Below are 21,257 nucleotides of genomic sequence, written 5' to 3' on the forward strand. Positions count from 1 at the left end.
TCCTCGATGAACAGTTATTCCGCAGTGCTCCCAATCGCTGGCAAGCCAGCTCCCACAGGACCTGAGTCGGACTCGGTGTCGTGGGCAGCCTCGAACCCTGTGGGAGCTGGCTTGCCAGCGATGAGGCCCTCATCCACACCACTGCTCTGTGCCCTGGCCCTGGCGATCAGCCTCACCGGCTGCGCCGGCCTGCCCGACCAGCGCCTGGCCAACGAGGCCCTGAAGAACGGCGACACCGCCACCGCCGAACGCAACTACCGGCAGCTCGCCGACCTCGGCTACAGCGAAGCGCAGGTCGGCCTCGCCGATATCCAGGTGGCAACCGGCGACCCGGCCGAACTCAAGCAGGCCGAGGCCACCTACCGCGCTGCCGCTCAAACCTCGTCCCGCGCCCAGGCCCGTCTTGGCCGCCTGCTGGTGGCCAAGACGGACAGCAGCGAAGCCGAACGCCACGAAGCCGAAACCCTGCTGAAACAGGCCTTCGCCAGTGGCGAAAGCAACACCCTGATTCCCCTGGCGATGCTCTACCTGCAATACCCGCAGAGCTTCCCCAAGGTGAACGCCCAGCAGCAGATCGACCAGTGGCGCAGCGCCGGCTACCCGGAGGCCGGCCTGGCCCAGGTCCTGCTCTACCGCACCCAGAACACCTACGACCAGCATCTGGACGAGGTCGAACGGATCTGCAAGGCGGCCCTGAACAGCACCGATATCTGCTACGTCGAACTGGCCACCGTGTACCAGAAACGCGCCCAGCCGGAACAGCAGGCAGCGCTGCTGGAGCAGCTCAAGAGCGCTTACCAGCGCGGCACCGTTCCGGCCAGCCGGGTCGACAGCGTGGCCCGCGTGCTCGCCGACCGCAGCCTCGGCCAGACCGACGAGAAAACCGCCCAGGCCCTGCTCGAAGACATCGCCCCGCAGAATCCGGCGTCGTGGGTCAGCCTGGCGCAACTGCTGTATGACTTCCCCGAACTGGGCGACAGCGACAAGCTGATGGAATACATCGACAAGGGCCGCGACGCCGAACAGCCGCGCGCCGAACTGCTGCTCGGTCGCCTCTATTACGAAGGCAAGAGCATCCCCGCCGATGCCAAGCTGGCCGAGACCCATCTGCTGGCCGCTGCCGCAGCCGGCGAGGTCAGTGCCCATTACTACCTAGGCCAGCTCTATCGCCGCGGCTACCTGGGCACCGTCGAACCGCAGAAAGCGGTCGACCATCTGCTCCAGGCCGCCCGCGGCGGCCAGCTTAGCGCCGACTACGCCCTGGCCCAGCTGTACAGCGAAGGCCACGGCATCCGCCAGAACCCGGTCAACGCCTGGGTCTTCGCGCAACTGGCCCAGGCCAACCCGAGCGAACAGTCCACCGCCCTGGCCGGCGAGCTGGATAGCCAACTGAATCCGCAACAGAAAGCCGCCGCCCAGCGCCTGCTGGAACAGGAGCGCGCCGCCCGTGGCGCCCTCGGTCCAGGCCCGGGTGCGCTGGCGCTGCAAGCCGTGAAAGGCGATGAAGAAGAACAAGGTGAGGACTCTTCCCTATGATGCTCAACCCGTGGATGAAAGCCGGTCTCGGCCTGAGTTTCGCGTTGTTCTGGGCGTGCCCGACCCTGGCCGCCGAAACCGCTGAAAAGAACTTCGGCCTGGAAATGAAGATCACCGGCCAGTCCGAGGACGACCGCGACCTCGGCACCCGCGACGGTGGCGACGTCAACGGCCTCGGTATCGACCTGCGCCCCTGGGTGTACTTCGAGCGCGGCGACTGGAGCGCCTACGCCATGGGCCAGGCGGTGGCGGCCACCGATATCATCGAGACCGACACCAGCCGCCAGTCCGCCGACGGCAGCGAGATCCAGGATTCCAACAGCAGCAACGACGACCGCGAAGCCAAGAAGAACTACCTGGCGATGCGCGAGTTCTGGGTCGGCTACAAGGGCTTCACCGCCTACCCCGGCGAAGAGCTGCGCTTCGGCCGCCAGCGCCTGCGCAACGACGACGGCATGTGGCGCGACACCAATATCGAAGCGCTGAACTGGACCTTCGACACCACCCTGCTGCGCGCCAACCTGGGCGTGGCCGAGCGCTTCAGCGAATACCGCACCGACCTCACCGAACTGGCAGCCGAAGACAAGGACCGCCTGCACGTCTACGGCGATATCGCCGCACAGTGGACGCCGGGCCATTGGGTCGGCCTGCGCGCCCACCACACCCATGACGACGGCAAGCTCAAGAGCCCGGGCGAAACCCTCGACGCCCTCGACAAGACCCGCACCGGCGACCTCACCTGGCTGGGCCTGGAAGCCAACAGCGACGCCTACAACTGGCGCAACCAGAACACCCTCAACTACTGGGGCAGCGTGACCTGGCTGACCGGCGACCGCGACACCCTGAGCAGCACCAGCGTGGGCGGCGAACAGGTCGCCACCGGCAAGCAAAGCGGCGACGTCAACGCCTGGGCCACCGACCTCGGCATTCGCCTGCGCCTCGACCCCAACTGGCAGGTCGGTGCGGCTTACGCCCGTGGCAGCGGCGGCGGTGGCGACGACGGCTCCAGCAACTACGAGCAGACCGGCCTGGAATCCAACCGCTCCAACTGGACCGGCACCCGCTCGCGCGTGCACCGCTTCGGCGAGGCGTTCCGTGGCGAACTGGGCAACCTGCAGGCGGCCACCCTGTTCACCTCCTGGCAACTGCGCGACGACTACGACGCCAGCCTGATCTACCACAAGTTCTGGCGCGTCGACGGCGACCAGAACATCGGCGGCAGCGGCATCAACGCGGTGGTCGACGATGGCGGCATCAACCGTCCGCTGGTCCAGGGCGAGAAGGATGTCGGGCAGGAGATGGACCTGGTGGTCACCAAGTACTTCAAGCAGGGCCTGCTGCCGGCGGCCCTGAGCAAATCCATCGACGAACCCTCGGCACTGGTGCGTTTTCGCGGCGGCGTGTTCAAGCCGGGCGACGCCTACGGCAAAGAGGCCGACTCGTACATGCACCGCGCCTTCATCGACGTGGTCTGGCGCTTCTGATGAGCGGAGAGCACTGACATGACCCTTCACCCGAACAGGCTTCATACCCTGCTGGCCGGCGCCTTGCTGCTGGCCACCAGCGTTGCCCAGGCCAGCAACGGCCAGGCGCCGGCGCCAGTGGCCAAGGAGCTGCAACAGGCCAAGACCTACACCGTCAGCACCGCGCCGGTGGAGCCGCTGCACCTCGACCCGCCGAAGCTGCCGGACCTTTCCGGCTATACCGCCGAAGCCGTGCAGAAGAAGATCGACCGGCGCAAGCCGGGCAAAGTCTCGGTGCGGCGCATGCTCCAGGAAGACGTGCTCAAGGAGTTCATCGGTGGTGACAACAAGGGCGCCGAATGGGTGGCTCGCCAGCGCGGCATTCCCCAGGCGATCTTCATCGACGGCGGCCACGTGAACTTCACCGAGCTGGCGAAGAAGGTTCCCGAGCGCTTCCTTCGGCAGACCTCGCCAGGCGTCTACCTGGCCCGCCTGCCAATCGTGGTCGGCAACGGCGCAACCCTGGAAATCGACGGCAAGGTCAAGGAACTGCGCCTGTCCCAGGAGGGCGGTTCGTTCCTGGTCAACGACGGCAAGCTGTTCGTCAGCGACACCCGGGTGATCGGCTGGCGCGAGAAGGACAACGGCCCGGCGACCTTCCGCAAGCCCGACGAATTCCGTCCGTTCCTGCTGTCCTGGGGCGGCACCGAGACCTACATCGTCAACAGCACCATGGCCAGCTTCGGCTACGCGAAAAGCAAGTCCTATGGCGTGAGCATCTCGCAGTACACGCCGAACATGGCCAAGCAGATGGGCCGCGCCGAACCCACCGGCTGGATCATCGGCTCGACCTTCAGCGACATGTGGTACGGCTTCTACTGCTATGAAACCAGCGACTTCGTGGTCAAGGACAACACCTACAGCGACAACATCGTCTACGGCATCGACCCCCACGACCGTTCGCACCGCCTGATCATCGCTGGCAACACGGTGTACGGCACCAAGAAGAAGCACGGGATCATCATTTCCCGGGAGGTCAACGACAGCTGGATCATCAACAACAAGAGCTATGACAACAAGCTCTCCGGCGTGGTGATCGACCGCAACAGCGTCAACAACCTGATCGCCTACAACGAGATCTACCGCAACCACACCGACGGCATCACCCTGTATGAAAGCGGCGACAACCTGATCTGGGGCAACAAGCTGATCAGCAACCGCCGCCACGGCATCCGCGTGCGCAACAGCGTGAACATCCGCCTGTACGAAAACCTCGCCATGGCCAACGGCCTGGTCGGTGTCTACGGCCACATCAAGGACCTCTCCGACACCGACCGCAACATCGCCCTCGACCCCTTCGACACCAAGGTCTCGCTGATCGTGGTCGGCGGCGAGCTGGCGGCCAACGGCAGCGGCCCGCTGTCCATCGACTCGCCGCTGAGCGTGGAGCTGTACCGCGTGTCGATGCTGGCGCCGAGCAAGGCCAGCGGTATCAGTTTGTCCGGCGTGCTGGGCGAACGGCAGAACGAGATCCTCGACCTGATGGTGCGCCAGCAGAAGGCCGTGCTGATCGATCCGGTCGAACGCCAGACCGAAATGGCAGACTGAGGAAACCCGAACATGACTCCACACCTGATCAAACTCCTGGGCCTCAGCGCCGCCCTGCTGGCGATCGCCAACGGCGTGCGCGCCGACGAGGTCACCGCGCCGAGCTTCACCGCCGAGCCGTGCTGCCAGCTGTGCCCCGAGGCTCACGACGCCAGCCGCTACACCACGCGCTACCAGCAGAACTTCACCACCCTGGTCCAGGCCAAGGGCGACTGGCTGTTCCGTACCCGGGAAGACCTGCGTACCGAATTCGACACCACGCCCGCCGGCTACAAGCGCCTGCAACAACTGCATGACGCCTTCAAGGCCCGCGGCATCGAGCTGGTAGTGGTCTACCAGCCGACCCGCGGCCTGGTGAACCGCAACATGCTCACCCCCGAGGAAAAGGCGAAGTTCGATTACCAGAAGGCCCTGGGCAACTACCAGGCCATGCTCAAGCGCTTCCGCGCCATGGGCTACAACGTTCCCGACCTGTCGCCGCTGACCAACGAGCAACTGGCCGCCGCCGACCAGGGCAAGGACTTCTACTTCCGCGGCGACCAGCACTGGACCCCGTACGGCGCCGAGCGCGCAGCGAAGATCGTGGCCCAGACCGTGCACGCCATGCCGGCCTTCGAAGGCATCCCGCGCAAGGAGTTCGAGACGAAGAAGTCCGGGCGCATGGGCAAGACCGGCACCCTGCACAACGTCGCCGGCCAGCTGTGCGGCACCAGCTATGCGGTGCAGTACATGGACCAGTTCGCCACCGAGCCGAAGGGCTCCAGCGGCGGCAGCGACGACCTGTTCGGTGATTCCGGCAACGCGCAGATCACCCTGGTCGGTACCAGCCACAGCGGCAAGAACTACAACTTCTCGGGCTTCCTGGAACAGTACATCGGCGCCGACGTGCTCAACGTCGCCTTCCCCGGTGGCGGCCTGGAAGGCTCGATGATCCAGTACCTGGGCAGCGAGGAATTCAAGAAGAACCCGCCGAAGATCCTGATCTGGGAATTCTCCCCGCTGTACCCGCTGAACCAGGAAACCATCTGGCGGCAGATGCTCGCCCTGCTCGACAACGGCTGCGAAGGCAAGCCGGCGCAGATGAGCGCCAGCACCGCCATCAAGCCAGGCAAGAACGAGCTGATGGTCAACGGCCGCGATGGCGTGATCAAGGACCTGACCAACCGCAACCACCAGTTGGACATCCGCTTCGAAGACACCTCGGTCAAGGTCATGCAGGCCACCCTCTGGTACCTCAACGGCCGCCACGAGGACATCAAGATCGAGAAGCCGACCACTTCCGACACCGATGGCCGCTTCGCCTTCCAGTTGCGTGAAGACGAGGACTGGGCCGGGCAGACCCTGCTTGCCGTCGAGCTGCAGGGGCCGGAGAGCGGTACCCAGAAAGTCCAGGCCACCCTGTGCAAACGCGGCCCTGTCGGCGATGCCCCGCGCAACGCCCAGGCCGGACTGTGAGGACCCCATGAACAGACTCAGCATGATCGCCAGCGCGGTACTGCTCACGGCCTCCAGCCAGGCATTCGCCGGGCTGGTACCGCCCCAGGGCTACTACGCCGGCATCGAGAAACAGAAGACCGGCGATGGCAATTTCCAGTGCGAAGCGGTGCCCAAGCCCTACACCGGCAGCCTGCAATTCCGCAGCAAGTACGAGGGCTCGGACTCGGCGCGCTCGACCCTGAACGCAGTGTCGGAGAAAGCCTTCCGCGACTCGACCAAGGACATCACCACCCTGGAGCGCGGCGTGGCCAAGCTGGTCACCCAGTACATGCGCGACGGCCGCCCGGCGCAGCTCGACTGCGCCCTGACCTGGCTGGACACCTGGGCCCGCGCCGACGCCTTGCTGTCGAAGGACTTCAACCACACCGGCAAGTCCATGCGCAAATGGGCGCTGGGCAGCCTCAGCGGCTCGTGGTTGCGCCTGAAGTTTTCCAACGCCAAGCCGCTGGCGGCGCACCAGGCCCAGGCCGAGGAGATCGAGAAATGGTTCGGCCGCGTCGCCGACCAGGTGGTCAGCGACTGGAGCGACCTGCCGCTGGCGAAGATCAACAACCACAGCTATTGGGCGGCCTGGTCGGTGATGGCCACCGCCGTGGCCACCGACCGCCGCGACCTGTTCGACTGGTCGGTGAAGGAGTACCGCGTCGCCGCCAACCAGGTGGATGACCAGGGCTTCCTGCCCAACGAGCTCAAGCGCAGGCAGCGTGCACTGGCCTACCACAACTACGCACTGCCGCCACTGGCGATGATCGCCAGCTTCGCCCAGGTCAACGGCGTGGACCTGAAGGATGAAAACCACCAGGCGCTGAAACGGCTGGGCGAGCGAGTGCTGGGTGGGTCGAAGGATCCTTCGGCGTTCAAGAGCAAGAACGGTGAGAAACAGGATATGGACGACCTCAAGGTCGACAGCAAGTACGCCTGGCTCGAACCCTGGTGCAGCCTTTATCAGTGCAATGCCGATGTGCAGCAGCGCCGGCATGGCATGCAACCGTTCAACAGCTTCCGCCTCGGCGGGGATGTAACCCGGGTCTACGACCCGGCGGCAGAGCGCAAATAGCCGGCTTTGCACGGCCCCTGTGGGAGCTGCGGTTCGGCGCCCCGACTTGCCAGCGATAGGGCCACACCTGACACAGATGCTGAACCTGCTGGCCTCATCGCTGGCAAGCCAGCTCCCACAGGGACCGCAGCGACACTGATTCATCGGTTTCCCCCAGCCAGACAGCCGGGGGGTTTGGGGGGCGCTGTTGCCCCGTAGCTGACCACCAAGGAGAACCGGGATGGTCTTCTCGTCCAATGTGTTCCTGTTCCTGTTCCTGCCGATCTTCCTCGGCCTGTACTACCTGAGCGGGCAACGCTATCGAAACCTGCTACTGCTGCTGGCCAGCTACCTGTTCTACGCCTGGTGGCGGGTGGACTTCCTGGCCCTGTTCGCCGGGGTCACCCTGTGGAACTACTGGATCGGCCTGAAAGTCGGCGCCGCCGGCGTACGGACCAAACCGGCCCAGCGCTGGTTGCTGCTCGGCGTGGCCGTGGACCTGTGCATCCTCGGCTATTTCAAGTACGCCAACTTCGGTGTCGAGAGCATCAACGCGATCATGGCCTCGTTCGGCCTCGAGCCGTTCATCCTGACCCACGTGCTGCTGCCGATCGGTATCTCGTTCTACATCTTCGAGTCCATCAGCTACATCATCGACGTGTACCGCGGCGACACCCCGGCAACCCGCAACCTGATCGACTTCGCCGCCTTCGTCGCGATCTTCCCGCACCTGATCGCCGGCCCCGTGCTGCGCTTCAAGGACCTCGCCGACCAGTTCAACCACCGCACCCACACCGTCGACAAGTTCGCCGAGGGCTGCACCCGCTTCATGCAGGGCTTCATCAAGAAGGTATTCATCGCCGACACCCTGGCGGTGGTCGCCGACCATTGCTTCGCCCTGGAAAACCCCAGCACCGGCGACGCCTGGCTCGGCGCCCTGGCCTATACCGCGCAGCTGTACTTCGACTTCTCCGGCTACAGCGACATGGCCATCGGCCTGGGCCTGATGATGGGCTTCCGCTTCATGGAGAACTTCAAGCAGCCGTACATCAGCCAGTCGATCACCGAGTTCTGGCGGCGCTGGCACATCAGCCTGTCCACCTGGCTGCGCGACTACCTGTACATCACCCTGGGCGGCAACCGCGGCGGCACCTTCGCCACCTACCGCAACCTGTTCCTGACCATGCTCCTGGGCGGCCTGTGGCACGGTGCCAACTTCACCTACATCATCTGGGGCGCCTGGCACGGCATGTGGCTGGCGATCGAGCGGGCCCTGGGCATCGACACCAACCCGCAGCGCTTCAACCCGGTCAAATGGGCCTTCACCTTCCTGCTGGTAGTGATCGGCTGGGTGATCTTCCGCGCCGAGAACCTGCACGTGGCCGGCCGCATGTACGCCGCGATGTTCAGCCTGGGCGACTGGAACCTGTCGGAGCTTAACCGCGCCAGCCTCACCGGCCTGCAGGTGGCGACCCTGGTCCTGGCCTACATCACCCTGGCCTGGTTCGGCCTGCGCGACTTCTACCGCAATGCCAAGCCGACTGCGAAAGCCAGCCCGGTGGTGGTGCACCACGACGGCAGCGTCGGCCTCGACTGGAGCCTGTACGCCACCCGCGTACTGGTCCTGCTGCTGTTCGTCGCGTCGATCCTCAAGCTCTCGGCGCAGAGCTACTCGCCCTTCCTCTACTTCCAGTTCTGAGCGAGCCGACCATGACCCGATCACTTCGCATCCTTTACTCGTTGCTGTTCCTCGCCCTGCTCACCGCCCTGGGGCTGTGGTCCCTCGGCGGGCTCGCCGGTTTCCAGCGCACGGCGCAGATGAGCCTGCTCGACGGCAAGCTGGCCAAGGCCGCCGAAACCCACTACGACGAGCAGTTCCCGCTCAAGCGCATCGGCACCAACCTGTGGGCGGCGCTGGACTTCAAGCTGTTCAACGAAGGCCGCCCCGGCGTGGTGCTGGGCCGCGACCAGTGGCTGTTCAGCGACGAGGAGTTCAAGCCGGCAGCCGACGGTGAACTGAGCCGCAACGAGAACCTGGCCCTGCTGCGTGGCGTGCGCGACACCCTGCGCCAGCACGGCGTGGAACTGGTACTGGCGATCATCCCGGCCAAGGCCCGGGTCTATCCCGAATACCTCGGCGAAAAGACCCCGGCCAGCGTCCACCATGACCTGTACAACGCGTTCCACGCCCAGGCGCGCCAGGCCAACATCTTCGCCCCCGACCTGTTCGGTCCGCTGGAAGCGGCCAAGGCCCGCGGCCAGGTGTTCCTGCGCACCGACAGCCACTGGACACCCATGGGCGCGGAGGTCGCCGCCCAGCAACTGGCCGAGGCCGTGGCCCGGCAGACCCTGCTCAACGGCCAGCCGCAGACTTTCATCACCGAAAACCAGGAACAGACGCCATACAAGGGCGACCTGACCAACTTCCTGCCGCTGGACCCGCTGTTCACCGAGCTGCTGCCCAAGCCGGACCAGTTGCAGAAGCGCAGCACCCGTGCCACCGAAGACGGCGGTGACGATGCGCTGTTCGCCGACAAGCAGATCCCCGTGGCGCTGGTCGGCACCAGCTATAGCGCCAACCCCAACTGGAACTTCCTCGGCGCCCTGCAGCAGGCCCTGCGCAGCGACGTGGCGAACTACGCCGAGGACGGCCACGGGCCAATCCTGCCGATGCTCAAGTACCTGCAAAGCGATGAATTCAAGAACAGCCCGCCGCAACTCGTGGTCTGGGAGTTCCCCGAGCGTTATCTGCCAATCAAGAACGACCTCAGCGGCTTCGACCCGCAATGGATCGCGCAACTGAAGAAAACCCGCAACGCCAATCAAGAGCTGGCCCTGACGTCCAACCGGACCGAACACTAAGAGGAAATGCACATGACCTTGCACACGTCCAAGCACCGTATCGCCAAAGCCTGCGCCCTCGCTGCCGGCCTCACCCTCGCCTCGCTGCAAGCCTGGGCCGGCGGCGACGCCGCGCTCTACGGCCCGAGCGCGCCGAAGGGCTCGACCTTCGTGCGTTTGTACAACGCCTCCAGCCAGCCGGTCGCTGCCAGCGTCGGCAACACCCCGATCAACCAGGTGGGGGCCCAGGCCAGCAGCGACTTCAGCTTCATGCCGCAAGGCGACTACAGCGCCAAGGTGGGTAACGCCACCCTGCCGGTGAAGCTGGCGGCCGACCATTACTACACCCTGGTCAACCACGCCAACGGCAAGCCGCAGCTGGTTGAAGAACCGCCATTCCGCAACAAGCAGAAATCCCTGGTGCGGGTGCAGAACCTCAGCGACCAGGCCCTGACCCTGAAGACCGCCGACGGCAAGACCGAAGTGGTCAAGCCGGTGGCCGCCGCCAGCCGTGGCGAGCGCGAGATCAACCCGGTCAAGGTCAACCTGGCCCTGTACGAAGGCGACAAGAAAGTCAGCGACCTGAAACCGGTCGCCCTCGAGCGCGGTGAAGCCGCCGTGCTCTACGTCACCGGCTCGGGCAGCAACCTGTCCCCGGTCTGGGTCAAGCGCCCGGTAGCGACCCGCTAATCCACTGCCCAACTTTTAGATTCGGAGAGCAAAACCATGATTCCAGTCATCCTGTCCGGCGGTAACGGTTCGCGCCTGTGGCCCCTGTCGCGCAAGCAGTTCCCCAAGCAGTTCCTCGCCCTGACCGGTGAGCACACGCTGTTCCAGCAAACCCTCTCGCGCCTGGTCTTCGAAGGCATGGACGCACCCATCGTGGTGTGCAACAAGGACCACCGTTTCATCGTCAACGAACAACTGCAAAGCCTGAACCTGCAGACCCAGGCCATCCTCATGGAGCCCTTCGGCCGCAACACCGCACCGGCGGTGGCACTGAGCGCCATGAAGCTGGTCAATGAAGGCCGTGACGAGCTGATGCTGGTGCTGCCGGCCGACCATGTGATCGATGATCAGAAAGCCCTGCAACGCGCCCTGGCCCTGGCCACCGTGGCCGCCGAACGTGGCGAGATGGTGCTGTTCGGCATCCCTGCGACCAAGCCGGAAACCGGCTACGGCTACATCCGTTCCAGCCAGGACGCGCTGCTGCCCGAGGGCATCAGCCGGGTCGCCCAGTTCGTCGAGAAACCCGATGAAAAGCGCGCCCGCGAATTCGTCCAGAGCGGCGGCTACTTCTGGAACAGCGGCATGTTCCTGTTCCGCGCCAGCCGCTTCCTCGAAGAGCTGAAAAAGCACGACCCGGACATCTACGACACCTGCCTGCTGACCCTCGAGCGCAGCCAGGAGGACGGCGACAGCCTGAGCATCGACGAAGCCACCTTCGCCTGCTGCCCGGACAACTCCATCGACTACGCGGTGATGGAAAAGACCCAGCGCGCCTGCGTGGTGCCGCTGACCGCCGGCTGGAGCGATGTCGGCTGCTGGTCGTCGCTGTGGGACGTGCACCCCAAGGACGACAACGGCAACGTCACCAAGGGCGACGTGGTGGTGCAGGACAGCCACAACTGCATGATCCACGGCAACGGCAAGCTGGTCTCGGTGATCGGCCTGGAGAACATCGTGGTCGTCGAAACCAAGGACGCCATGATGATCGCCCACAAGGACAAGGTTCAGGGGGTCAAGCAACTGGTCAACACCCTGGATGCCCAGGGCCGCAGCGAAACCCAGACCCACTGCGAGGTATACCGGCCGTGGGGTTCCTACGACTCGGTGGACATGGGCGGGCGTTTCCAGGTCAAGCACATCACGGTCAAGCCCGGCGCCAGCCTCTCGCTACAGATGCACCACCACCGTGCCGAGCACTGGATCGTGGTGTCCGGCACTGCCGAAGTGACCTGTGACGAAAACGTCTTCCTGCTCACCGAAAACCAGTCCACCTACATCCCCATCGCCTCCGTCCACCGCCTGCGCAACCCGGGCAAGATCCCGCTGGAGATCATCGAGGTGCAATCCGGCAGCTACCTGGGCGAAGACGATATCGAACGCTTCGAGGACATCTACGGGCGCTCCACGCCGATCGAGCGTGGGGTTTCGATCAAGACCATCGCGCAGTAAGCGGTAAACGAAAGGGGCCGGCCCGCTCATTCATATGACAGGCCGGCCCCTTGTCGTTAGGATCGAAGGATCGTCTTTCCCGGGGCATCCATCATGTTCATCGGCATCCTGCTTATCCTGACCTGGCTGGTCCTGCTGCTGCGTTACCCGGCCAAGGCACTGCCGGTGTCGCTGGCAGCGCTGCTCGGGCTGGTGATGGTCGGCGGCTGGGTGGCGTGGCTGGACACCCGCGAGGCTCGCCAGCTGGCGCGCCTGGAACTGCGCCTGGACTACCTGCCGCAGGAGTGCCCCGCCGGACGCCCGCTGCGGGTACACATGAACAATGGCAATGATGTGCCACTTACCGAACTGCGCTGGCGCGTCGCCGCCTATGCGCCCGGCGACAGCGTCAATCTTGCCGAAAACACCTACGCCGCGCCGCGTTACCGCGGCCCCGGCGAACTCCAGGCCGGCGCCGACTGGAGCGACTGCCTGCCATTGCCGCCGCTGCGCTCCGGCTATCGCCCGCAAACCCTCGAATTCCGCGCCGAACACCTGCAAGGCAGCTTTGCCAACTAGCATTTTTGTCAGTTTCGCGATGTGCGCGTCGGGTCTTCAATTAGCTCAGGAAGACTCACCATGAAGGAGAAAGCCCATGGACGTCCGCCATTTGAACGGAGTCGATGCCTTGATGCGCTTGCTGGAAACCGACGAACGCGACGCCCCGGGCATGATCCTGGTCGGCTCGACCAGCGACCGCCTCAGTCGCGACCTCCTCGAAGAGGTTCGCCGCGATTCGCCGATCTATCCGCAATTCGTCTTCTATCAGTTCGATCTCGACGACTACGGCTCCCCTGAACAGAACCGGACGCTAAGTCGTCTGCTGGACGACATCGGCATTGAAAAACTGCCGGCGCAGATTCTGCTGCCAAGCCGGGGTTGCCGGCCCAGCGTGATCAACGCGGTAAGCATGATGGCGATCAGGAAAGCCCTGCATTTGCTCTACTGAGGTGCATGATGCGGATGAACCGGTATGATCGGGCTCTTCTCCCTGTCACGAAGGACCGCCCACCATGCCTGTCGCCCTGATCACCGGTTGCTCCAGCGGCATCGGCCGCGCCCTCGCCGACACGTTCCGCGATGCTGGCTACACGGTCTGGGCCACCGCGCGCAAGGCCGGGGATGTGGAAAAACTCGCCAGCGTCGGTTTCCGCGCCTGGCCGCTGGATGTCAATGATGCCCAGGCGCTGCAACAACTGGCCGAAGCCATCGACACCGAGCATGGCGGCCTTGACCTGCTGATCAACAACGCCGGCTATGGCGCCATGGGCCCGTTGCTGGATGGCGGGATCGAAGCCATGCAGCGGCAGTTCGAGACCAATGTCTTCGCCGTGGTCGGGGTGACCCGCGCGCTGTTCCCGGCGCTGCGTCGCGCGCGCGGGTTGGTGGTGAATATCGGCAGTGTCTCCGGAGTACTGGTAACGCCCTTCGCCGGCGCCTATTGCGCATCCAAGGCCGCGGTACATGCCCTGAGCGATGCCCTGCGCCTGGAACTGGCGCCATTCGGCGTCCGGGTGATGGAAGTGCAACCGGGGGCGATCCAGTCGAGTTTCGCCAGCAATGCCGGGCATGAGGCAGAGCAGGTGCTGACACCGGAATCGGCCTGGTGGCCATTGCGCGAGAATATTCGGGCACGGGCGCGTGCCTCGCAGGACCGGCCGACACCGGCCAGCGAGTTCGCTGCCGGTGTACTGGCGGCGGTGCGCAAGACACCGGTGCCGGGGCTGGTCAGGCTGGGCAATGGCAGCCGGGCGTTGCCGCTGATGGCGAACCTGTTGCCTTCGCGGTTGTTGCAGGGAGTACTGAAGAAGAAGTTTGGGCTCAACAGAACCTTGTGACCTCCAGGGCCTCATCGCTGGCAAGCCAGCTCCCACAGGTTACGCGATCCCTGTGGGAGCTGGCTTGCCAGCGATGAGGCCCGCAAGAACACCGCAAAAATCAGGCTATCGACCGCACCACCCCGCCATCCACCCGCATCGCCGCGCCGGTGGTGGCACTGGCCTGCTTAGACGCCAGATACACCACCAAATTCGCCACTTCCTCCACCGTCGCCAGGCGCTGGATGATCGAGCTGGGCCGGTGCTCGGCGATAAAGCTGGCTTCCAGTTCCGCCGTCGACACGCCTTGGTCCTTGGCCATCTGTCCGAAGAAATCCCCCACACCTTCCGAACGGGTCGGCCCCGGCAGCACGGCATTCACCGTAACCCCGGTGCCCGCCAGGGTTTCAGCCAGGCCGCGGGACACCGCCAGCAAGGCGGTCTTGGTGGTGCCGTAATACACCATCTCGGTCGGGATCTGCAGCGCCGATTCGCTGGAAAGGAACAGCACACGCCCCCAATTGCGCGCCTTCATGCCTGGGGCGTAATGCCGTGACAGGCGCACCGCGCTGAGCACGTTGACCTCGAAGAAGCGCTGCCACTCTTCATCGCTGGTCTCGAAGAACCCCTTGGGCTCGAAGATGCCGAGGTTGTTGACCAGGATATCGGTCTGCGGCACCTGCTCGAACAGCAGGCGGGCGCCTTCGGCCGTGCCGAGGTCGGCGGCGACGCCGATGATGCGGGCTGCCGGAACCTTGTCGCGGACCTGCTTCAGGGCCTGGTCGACCCGGGCCTGGCTGCGCCCGTTGAGCACCACCTCGGCACCCGCCTCGGCCAGGCCGATGGCGATGGCCAGGCCGATGCCGGCAGTGGAGCCGCTGACGATGGCGCGCTTGCCGTTGAGGGAGATTTGCATGTGTGCCTCCTGGAGTTAAATAAACCTAAAGAGCAACTCGGTCACTGTGGGAGCTGCGGTTCGGCGGCCCGACAAGCCAGCTCCCACAGGGTTCAGGGGTGTTTGGTCAATTGGGGTGTTTCCGCCAGATCGAACGCCTGCCAGCCACCACCCAACGCCTTGTACAACCCCACCAGCGCCTGCGACACCGCCGCCGAGCTGTCGATCCACTGCTCCTCGCTGGCGAGCAATGCCCCTTGCACGGTCAGCACATTGAGGAAATCCACCGCGCCTTCGACATACTGCCGCTGTGCCGTGTCCAGCGCGATGCGGTTCTGCCTGACCGCCTCGGCGAGATGGTCGCGACGCAACTGACTGGCGTTGTAAAGGCGTAGCACATCGTCGATTTCATGCCAGGCGCCGAGCACCACCTTGCGGTAGTTCAGCGCCGCTTCCTGCTGCTGCGCCTCGCGCAGTTCGAGCACACCGCTCAGGCGCCCGCCTTCGAAGAGCGGCAGGGAAATCTGCGGACCGATGGCGAAGCGCCGTGAGTCCCAGGCGCCGAAATCACTCAGTTGCATGGCCTGGAAACCGAAACTCCCGGACAAGCGAATACTCGGGTAGAAGTCCGCCTTGGCCACGCCGATGCTGGCCGTGGCGGCATGCAGGCGGGCCTCGGCCTGGCGGATATCCGGCCGGCGCTCGGCCAGTTGCGACGGCACGCCGATCGCGAAGCGCTGCTGCGGCGCGGGCAGTTCGGCGTTTTCCAGCAGCTCGCCTTGCAGGGTGCGCGGGGGTTCGGCGGCGAGCAGGCCGATGGCGTTGATCAGGTCGGCCTGGCGCGCTTCAAGCGTCGGCAAGCGCGCCTCGATGGAAGCCACCTGGGCACTGGCCTGGGCCACATCGAGACGGGTAGCGACCCCTTGGGCCTGACGGTCATTGGACAGCTTGAGGCTGTGCCGGGCGACCTTCAGGTTGTCGCGAGTCACCGCCAGGGTATGCTGCACCGCGCGCAGCTGGATGTAGTCGCCCGCAGTCTCCGCCAGCAACGCCAGCAACACGCCGCGACGGTCGTTCTCGGCCACCTCCACGCCAGCATCGGCCGCCTCGACCTGACGTCGTACCCGGCCCCACAGATCCAGCTCCCAACCAGCGACCAGGTCGCCCTGCCAAAGGTTGTAGGCGGCCTTGCCTGAATTCCCGGACGGATCGTTCAGCCCCTCGGCACTATTGCGCGCCCGGCTGTAGCCGCCGCTGAAGCCCAGCGATGGTGTTTCATCGGCGGCGATGCTGCTGCGCAAGGCACGGCTTTGCAGCAGGCGCGCGCTGGCCATGCGCAGGTCGAGGTTGTTGGCCGCGACCTTCTCGATCAAGGCACTGAGGCGGGCATCGTGAAAATTCTCCCACCAGCGCAGCTCCAACGGCTCGGCAGTCGGCCGGCTGGCCGCCGCCTCGCCTTGCAAGGGCGTCCACTGCTGTGGTGCCTGGCTGTCGGGACGCTGGAAATCCGGGCCCAAGGTGCAGCCGGCGAGCAGTACGCCGAACACGATCGGAGTCAAGCGAAACAGGTGGCTCATCGCGCGCTGACCTCCTTGCCACCCAGGGTATCGCCCCGGGTGTCGATCACCGCCTCGACCGACATGCCTACCCGCAGGCGCTCCAGCAGCGGCTGGTCTGCGTCGAAGACGATCTTCACCGGAATGCGCTGGACCACCTTGGTGAAATTGCCCGTGGCGTTGTCAGGCTTGACCGCGGCGAAGGTCACCCCGGTGGCCGGTGCGATGCTGTGCACATGGCCGCGCAGGGTTTCGCCGGCAAAGGTATCGACACTGATGCTCACCGGCTGGCCGGGCTGGACATGGGTCAGCTGGGTTTCCTGGAAGTTGCCGACGACATAGGCGCGGTCCAGCGGCACCACCGAGAGCAGGCGCGCTCCCGGGTTGACGTAGGCACCGACGCGCAATGCACGCTCGCCGACCATGCCGTCCACCGGAGCGACGATGCGGGTGTAGGACAGGTCCAGGTTGGCCTTTTCCACACCTGCTTCGGCCCGCTTGAGCTGGCCGTCGGCGCTGGCTACCTGGGCTTCGAGGATATCCACCTGCTTGCGGGTCGCCAGCAAGGCGGCCTGGGCGTTGGCCAGGCGGGCACGGGCCTGGTCCACGCGGCTGCGCGCCTGCTGGGCATTCTGCACGGTACCGGCGCCCTGCTCGGCCAGACGGCTGTAGCGGGTGGTTTCATGATCGGCGAAGGCCGCTTCCGCCTGCGCCGCCTTGACCGCCGCTTCGGCCTGGGCAATCAGCGAAGCCTGGCGCTCGAGCGTGGCACGGGCATCGGCGCTTTGCGCCCGGGCCACCAGCAACTGCGCCCGGGCCGCATCGAGGGCAGCCTGGTAATCGCGGTCGTCGAGGGTCGCCAGCAGTTGCCCGGCCTGGACCTGCTGGTTGTCTTCGACCAGCACCTGCTTGATGAAACCGGCCACCTTGGGCGCGACCACGGTGTAGTCGGCACTGACATAGGCATCGTTGGTGCTCTGCCGCTGGTCGCTGCCCAGCAGGTGCGGGCCGCCGAGGGCTGCGAGGACGGCGATGGCGAGCACCGAGCCGATAAGGATGTTCTTGCGGGTAGGGGTCATGTCGGCAAATCTCGAATTCATCCGGGCTCAGGCCACCGCGCGCGGTGGGTAGACCCGTGTAGGCACGAAAGGAATCAGGCAGATCAGGGCCACGGCGATGCAGGCCATGACCAGGTACAGGTCGGCCGAGGTCAGTACCAGGGCCTGTTCATGGATGCGCCCGGCAAGGCCGGCGGCGCTGTCGTCGAGCAAGGGCGCGTTGCCCAGGCTGTCGCTGAGGTGGGTGGAGTGGAAATGCCGGCGCAGGGTGCCGAGGGCATCCAGCAGGCCACCGGCGACCACTGCCGCCAGGCCCTTCACCGTGTTGAACCAGGCCGAGGCGAACGGCCCTTCCTGCGGGCTCATGCCGTTGGTGGAGAGCATCAGCAGCGGCAGCACGGCCATCGGCTGGCCGAACACGTGGAGCAGTTGCAGGACATAGAAGTTGTCGCGGATCCACGCCGACGTCAGCTGGGTGCCACCGAGGCAGGCCAGGGCCAGCAGCCCCAGGCCGCACGCCAGGACCCAGCGGCAATCCACTGCGCGAATATTGCACAGCGCCGCCACCAGCGGCAGCGAGATCAGTTGCGGCATGGCCACCAGCAGCATCAGCGGGCTGGTCTGGGCCGGGCGATAACCCTGGACCTGGGCCAGGTAAGCCGAGGGAATGCTGATCGCCGCCGAGAGCACGATCAGCACCCCGGCCAGGGTCACCAGGGCGAAGCTGAGGTTGCGCCGGCCCAGCATGCGCAACTGGAAGAACGGCAGCGGCTCGGACCATTCGTTGAACATGAACAGCACCAGCAGCACCAGGCCGCCGCCGAGCAGCCAGCAGATCAGCGGCGAATCGAACCAGCCCCAGCGGTCGCCCAGGCTCAGGCCAAGGACCAGCGAGCTGATGGCCGGCAGGCCGAGCAGCACGCCGCGCCAGTCCAGTTGGCGGAAGCGTTCCAGGCGCAGCGGGTCCTGGGGCAGGCCCCAGCCGACACAGAACATCGCCAGCAACGACGGCACGATGATCTGCCAGAACGACCACTGCCAGCCGACATATTCGGTCCACAGTCCGGCCAACGGCGTACCAAGGTTGGGGCCGAAGGTGGCGGTGAGGGCATAGCAGGCCAGGCCATAGACCTTGATCCCCGGCGGCAGGAAGCGCAGGGCCACGCTCATCAGCATCGGCGGCAGCGCTCCCGAGGCCAGGCCCTGGACGATGCGCAGCAGCATCAGGCTGTACAGGTCCGGGGCGTAGGGCTGGAGCAAACCGAGGACGGCGAACACACCGATGGCCGACATCGTGAAACGGCGCAGAGAGAAGGTAGTCGCCAGCCAGGGCGCAAAGGCCATGGCCGACACCGAGGCAGCGGCATATACCGCCACCAGCCAGGCGCCTTCGTCGGCACCGATGCCCATGGCACCACGAATATCCGCGAGGGAGATCTTGGTCACCATCTCGTTGAGCCCGGCGCATAGCACCGCCAGCAACACGCCGAACAGCCCGACCACGACCCGCAGGCCGAACGCCGGCTGCGCGGGTGCGGCCGCCTGGGGGGCGACTGGCGCAGCAAGGGGCGCGGACAGGGACGTCATCAGAAATCTCCAGCAACAAATTGGCTGGAGGGAGTTTAAAAACCCTGACTACTGACGAAAACTGACTTATGGGCAGTTTACGATTGCACTAAACGCAATCCGAGGCTCATGGGTCCACTTCACAGCAGGTTTTCAGAGTCTGGCGCAGCCAGCGGTGGGCGGGGTCGTTATGAAAGCGTGGATGCCAGGCCTGCATCACTGTCACCCGCTCCATCGGCAGCGGAATCTCGAAGGAGCGCAGCGGCAAGCCAAGCCGGTGTACGCTGTTGAGGATGTTGGCCGGCATCGGCAGGATCAGGTCCGAAGCCGGCAAGGAGAACATCGCCGAGTGGAAGCTCGGGGTAATCAGCGCCACTCGCCGCTGCACCTTGTAATTGGCCAGCTCGACATCGATCGGCCCGTTGGCCCGGCCACGGCGCGACACGCTGATCTGCGGATAGGCAGCGAAGGTCTCGGGCGTGATCTCCTTGTCGAAGATCGGGTGGTCACGTCGCGCCAGGCCGACGTAGATGGTGTTGAACAGGCTCTGCACCTTGATCTCCGGTCCAAGCTCGATGCTTGAGCTGATGAGCAGGTCGGTGCGCCCGTCACGCAGCACCGCGTCGTCGTCGCCGCCGCTTTCCGGAACGAAGCGCAGCACGGTGCGCGGTGCCTGTTCGTGCATGGCGCGCAGCAGTTGTGCACCATAGAGGGCGATGAACAGGTCGTTGGTGCGGATATTGAAGGCGCGGTCGAGGTTGGGCAGGTCCACCTCGTCGCCGCCACGGAAGACCTGGCCAGCCTGCTCCACCAGGCCCCGCACCTGCTCCTGGAGCGCGAGCGCTCGTGGAGTCGGCACCAGGCCGCGACCGGCACGGACCAGGATCGGATCACCCAGGGCTTCGCGAATACGCCCCAGGGTACGGCTCATGGCCGCCGGGCTCAGGTTCATGCGCTGGGCGGCGCCAACCACGCTGCCCTCGTCGAGCAGGGCGTCGAGGGCGACCAGCAGGTTCATGTCCGGGAGTTGCATGCCGGCTTCCGTTTGTCGTGATGAAAACGCGATCTTAACAGCTCGCTGGATTGCGCCGGACGCAACATTCCAGTGCATGGCAGGCCATTTATCGGAGCGCGGCGATGGGCGGAGAATGCCGTTTCCTGCTCCTTTCCAAGGAATCCGCATGTCCAGTCCGGTACTGATCGCCATTGATGCCTCCCCCGCCTGCAGCACCCTGCTTGACCTGGCGCGCCACTACTGCCGCCCTGAACTGCACCGTCTGCATGTGCTGCTGGCGATCGACAGCACCTTTGCGGTGCATGATCATCCCGCGCCTTACACCCGGGGCGAGCTGGAGGAATACCCGGCGGCCTGCGATGAACAGCAATTGGCCGAGCGGGCGGTCGGCGAGGCGGTCAAGGCGCTGCGCGAGGCTGGGTTCGACGATTGCACCGGCAGCCTGGTGACCGGCGAGCCGGTGGCGGCGATCGTTGGTACCGCGCGGGAGCTAGGTGTGGAGTTGATCGTCATGGGCCACCGGCACCTGTCGCGGCTGGGGCGGTTGCTGGATCCGTCGGTGAGCGGGAAGGTGATCGATCAGGTGGGGTGCCCGGTGCTGGTGGGGGCTACCGGGCATTGATGGCGATCTTTCGGGCCTCATCGCTGGCAAGCCAGCTCCCACAAGTGTGCACCGAAAGATCTGTGAACTGACATGACCACTCGGCCCGGGCCTTGCAACCCTTTGGAACTACCCATCGAGCGCTTAGTCAATCGATGCATGTCCTTGTCAGGTGAGCACCATGCACAATCCCTTTCAGCAGATCAGCGATGCCTTCTCGGACGAGTACCGGGTCAACCTCAGCATCGAACGCCTGGACGGCAGCATCATGCTGACCCTGTCCAATGAACACGGGCGCGTGGTCGCCAAGCGCTTGATCAGCCGGGAGCAACGAGATTGCCCGAAACGGCTGGAGCGGTTGATCGACAGCATCAGGTTCGGGATTGCCATCGAGCAGGGGCATAGCGCGGTGGATATCCTGGCGGCGATGACCGAGCGCCATGGCGGTGGCCGTTGGGGCCTCATCGCTGGCAAGCGGGCTCCCACAGGGTCCGCGCAGATCTGAAGCCCTACATCAAACCTGTGGGAGCTGGCTTGCCAGCGATTGGGCC

The 21,257-nt window shown here is 65.2% G+C and carries 19 protein-coding genes; 14 read left to right on the forward strand and 5 right to left on the reverse strand.

Features of this window, described 5'->3' with window-relative positions:
* Positions 1 to 120 precede the first annotated feature (120 nt).
* From algK to N7650_RS11000, 12 genes are all read left to right on the forward strand, one after another.
* Positions 121 to 1,536 carry an alginate biosynthesis TPR repeat lipoprotein AlgK gene (gene algK / locus N7650_RS10945; RefSeq protein ID WP_279898156.1) on the forward strand — a complete coding sequence of 472 codons (1,416 nt, stop codon included), beginning with the start codon at positions 121 to 123 and terminating at the stop codon, positions 1,534 to 1,536.
* Positions 1,533 to 3,020 carry an alginate export family protein gene (locus N7650_RS10950; RefSeq protein WP_279898158.1) on the forward strand — a complete coding sequence of 496 codons (1,488 nt, stop codon included), beginning with the start codon at positions 1,533 to 1,535 and terminating at the stop codon, positions 3,018 to 3,020. The genes algK and N7650_RS10950 overlap by 4 nt, the downstream gene beginning before the upstream one ends.
* A gap of 18 nt (positions 3,021 to 3,038) precedes the next feature.
* Positions 3,039 to 4,607 carry a mannuronan 5-epimerase AlgG gene (gene algG, locus N7650_RS10955; protein WP_064302420.1) on the forward strand — a complete coding sequence of 523 codons (1,569 nt, stop codon included), beginning with the start codon at positions 3,039 to 3,041 and terminating at the stop codon, positions 4,605 to 4,607.
* Positions 4,608 to 4,619: 12 nt separating this feature from the next.
* A complete protein-coding gene (locus N7650_RS10960) occupies positions 4,620 to 6,062 on the forward strand; it encodes an alginate O-acetyltransferase (protein ID WP_279898159.1) in 1,443 nt (480 codons plus the stop codon).
* Between the two features lie 22 nt (positions 6,063 to 6,084).
* On the forward strand, positions 6,085 to 7,161 hold the full coding sequence (locus N7650_RS10965) for a mannuronate-specific alginate lyase (RefSeq protein ID WP_279898190.1): 1,077 nt from the start codon (positions 6,085 to 6,087) through the stop codon (positions 7,159 to 7,161).
* A 220-nt stretch (positions 7,162 to 7,381) separates the two neighbouring features.
* Entirely contained in the window at positions 7,382 to 8,839 is a 1,458-nt protein-coding gene (locus N7650_RS10970) for an MBOAT family protein (RefSeq protein WP_279898160.1), read from the forward strand.
* An 11-nt stretch (positions 8,840 to 8,850) separates the two neighbouring features.
* Positions 8,851 to 10,002, forward strand: a complete 1,152-nt coding sequence (locus N7650_RS10975; RefSeq protein ID WP_279898161.1) for an alginate O-acetyltransferase — start codon at positions 8,851 to 8,853, stop codon at positions 10,000 to 10,002.
* Between the two features lie 12 nt (positions 10,003 to 10,014).
* Positions 10,015 to 10,671: an alginate O-acetyltransferase AlgF gene (locus N7650_RS10980; RefSeq protein ID WP_009395042.1), complete on the forward strand. Its 657-nt coding sequence runs from the start codon at positions 10,015 to 10,017 to the stop codon at positions 10,669 to 10,671.
* 36 nt (positions 10,672 to 10,707) lie between these two features.
* The gene (locus N7650_RS10985; RefSeq protein ID WP_009395044.1) at positions 10,708 to 12,159 is read left to right on the forward strand and encodes a mannose-1-phosphate guanylyltransferase/mannose-6-phosphate isomerase; all 1,452 of its coding nucleotides are present in this window, start codon (positions 10,708 to 10,710) and stop codon (positions 12,157 to 12,159) included.
* 93 nt (positions 12,160 to 12,252) lie between these two features.
* Positions 12,253 to 12,717 (forward strand): multidrug transporter, encoded by a 465-nt coding sequence (locus tag N7650_RS10990; RefSeq protein ID WP_279898164.1) that lies wholly within the window; start codon positions 12,253 to 12,255, stop codon positions 12,715 to 12,717.
* Positions 12,718 to 12,793: 76 nt separating this feature from the next.
* On the forward strand, positions 12,794 to 13,147 hold the full coding sequence (locus N7650_RS10995) for a hypothetical protein (RefSeq protein WP_279898166.1): 354 nt from the start codon (positions 12,794 to 12,796) through the stop codon (positions 13,145 to 13,147).
* Between the two features lie 64 nt (positions 13,148 to 13,211).
* Complete coding sequence (locus N7650_RS11000) at positions 13,212 to 14,036, forward strand: SDR family oxidoreductase (protein ID WP_279898169.1); 825 nt, start codon at positions 13,212 to 13,214, stop codon at positions 14,034 to 14,036.
* 100 nt (positions 14,037 to 14,136) lie between these two features.
* Here N7650_RS11000 and N7650_RS11005 read toward each other — a convergent pair whose 3' ends face one another.
* From N7650_RS11005 to N7650_RS11025, 5 genes are all read right to left on the reverse strand, one after another.
* Complete coding sequence (locus N7650_RS11005; RefSeq protein ID WP_279898170.1) at positions 14,137 to 14,931, reverse strand: SDR family oxidoreductase; 795 nt, start codon at positions 14,929 to 14,931, stop codon at positions 14,137 to 14,139.
* 92 nt (positions 14,932 to 15,023) lie between these two features.
* Complete coding sequence (locus tag N7650_RS11010) at positions 15,024 to 16,487, reverse strand: efflux transporter outer membrane subunit (RefSeq protein WP_009395050.1); 1,464 nt, start codon at positions 16,485 to 16,487, stop codon at positions 15,024 to 15,026.
* Positions 16,484 to 17,545 carry an HlyD family secretion protein gene (locus N7650_RS11015; RefSeq protein ID WP_279898172.1) on the reverse strand — a complete coding sequence of 354 codons (1,062 nt, stop codon included), beginning with the start codon at positions 17,543 to 17,545 and terminating at the stop codon, positions 16,484 to 16,486. Before N7650_RS11015 ends, N7650_RS11010 begins: the two co-directional genes overlap by 4 nt.
* Before the next feature lie 27 nt (positions 17,546 to 17,572).
* The gene (locus N7650_RS11020; protein WP_279898173.1) at positions 17,573 to 19,111 is read right to left on the reverse strand and encodes an MFS transporter; all 1,539 of its coding nucleotides are present in this window, start codon (positions 19,109 to 19,111) and stop codon (positions 17,573 to 17,575) included.
* Positions 19,112 to 19,217: 106 nt separating this feature from the next.
* Positions 19,218 to 20,123 carry a LysR family transcriptional regulator gene (locus N7650_RS11025; RefSeq protein WP_009395053.1) on the reverse strand — a complete coding sequence of 302 codons (906 nt, stop codon included), beginning with the start codon at positions 20,121 to 20,123 and terminating at the stop codon, positions 19,218 to 19,220.
* Between the two features lie 148 nt (positions 20,124 to 20,271).
* Here N7650_RS11025 and N7650_RS11030 point away from each other — a divergent pair, with 148 nt between their 5' ends.
* The gene (locus N7650_RS11030) at positions 20,272 to 20,727 is read left to right on the forward strand and encodes a universal stress protein (protein ID WP_009395057.1); all 456 of its coding nucleotides are present in this window, start codon (positions 20,272 to 20,274) and stop codon (positions 20,725 to 20,727) included.
* 160 nt (positions 20,728 to 20,887) lie between these two features.
* Entirely contained in the window at positions 20,888 to 21,211 is a 324-nt protein-coding gene (locus N7650_RS11035) for a DUF3509 domain-containing protein (protein WP_279898174.1), read from the forward strand.
* Positions 21,212 to 21,257 lie beyond the last annotated feature (46 nt).

Origin of the sequence: Pseudomonas sp. GD04058, assembly GCF_029836855.1 — a bacterium.
Classification (GTDB): domain Bacteria; phylum Pseudomonadota; class Gammaproteobacteria; order Pseudomonadales; family Pseudomonadaceae; genus Aquipseudomonas; species Aquipseudomonas bharatica.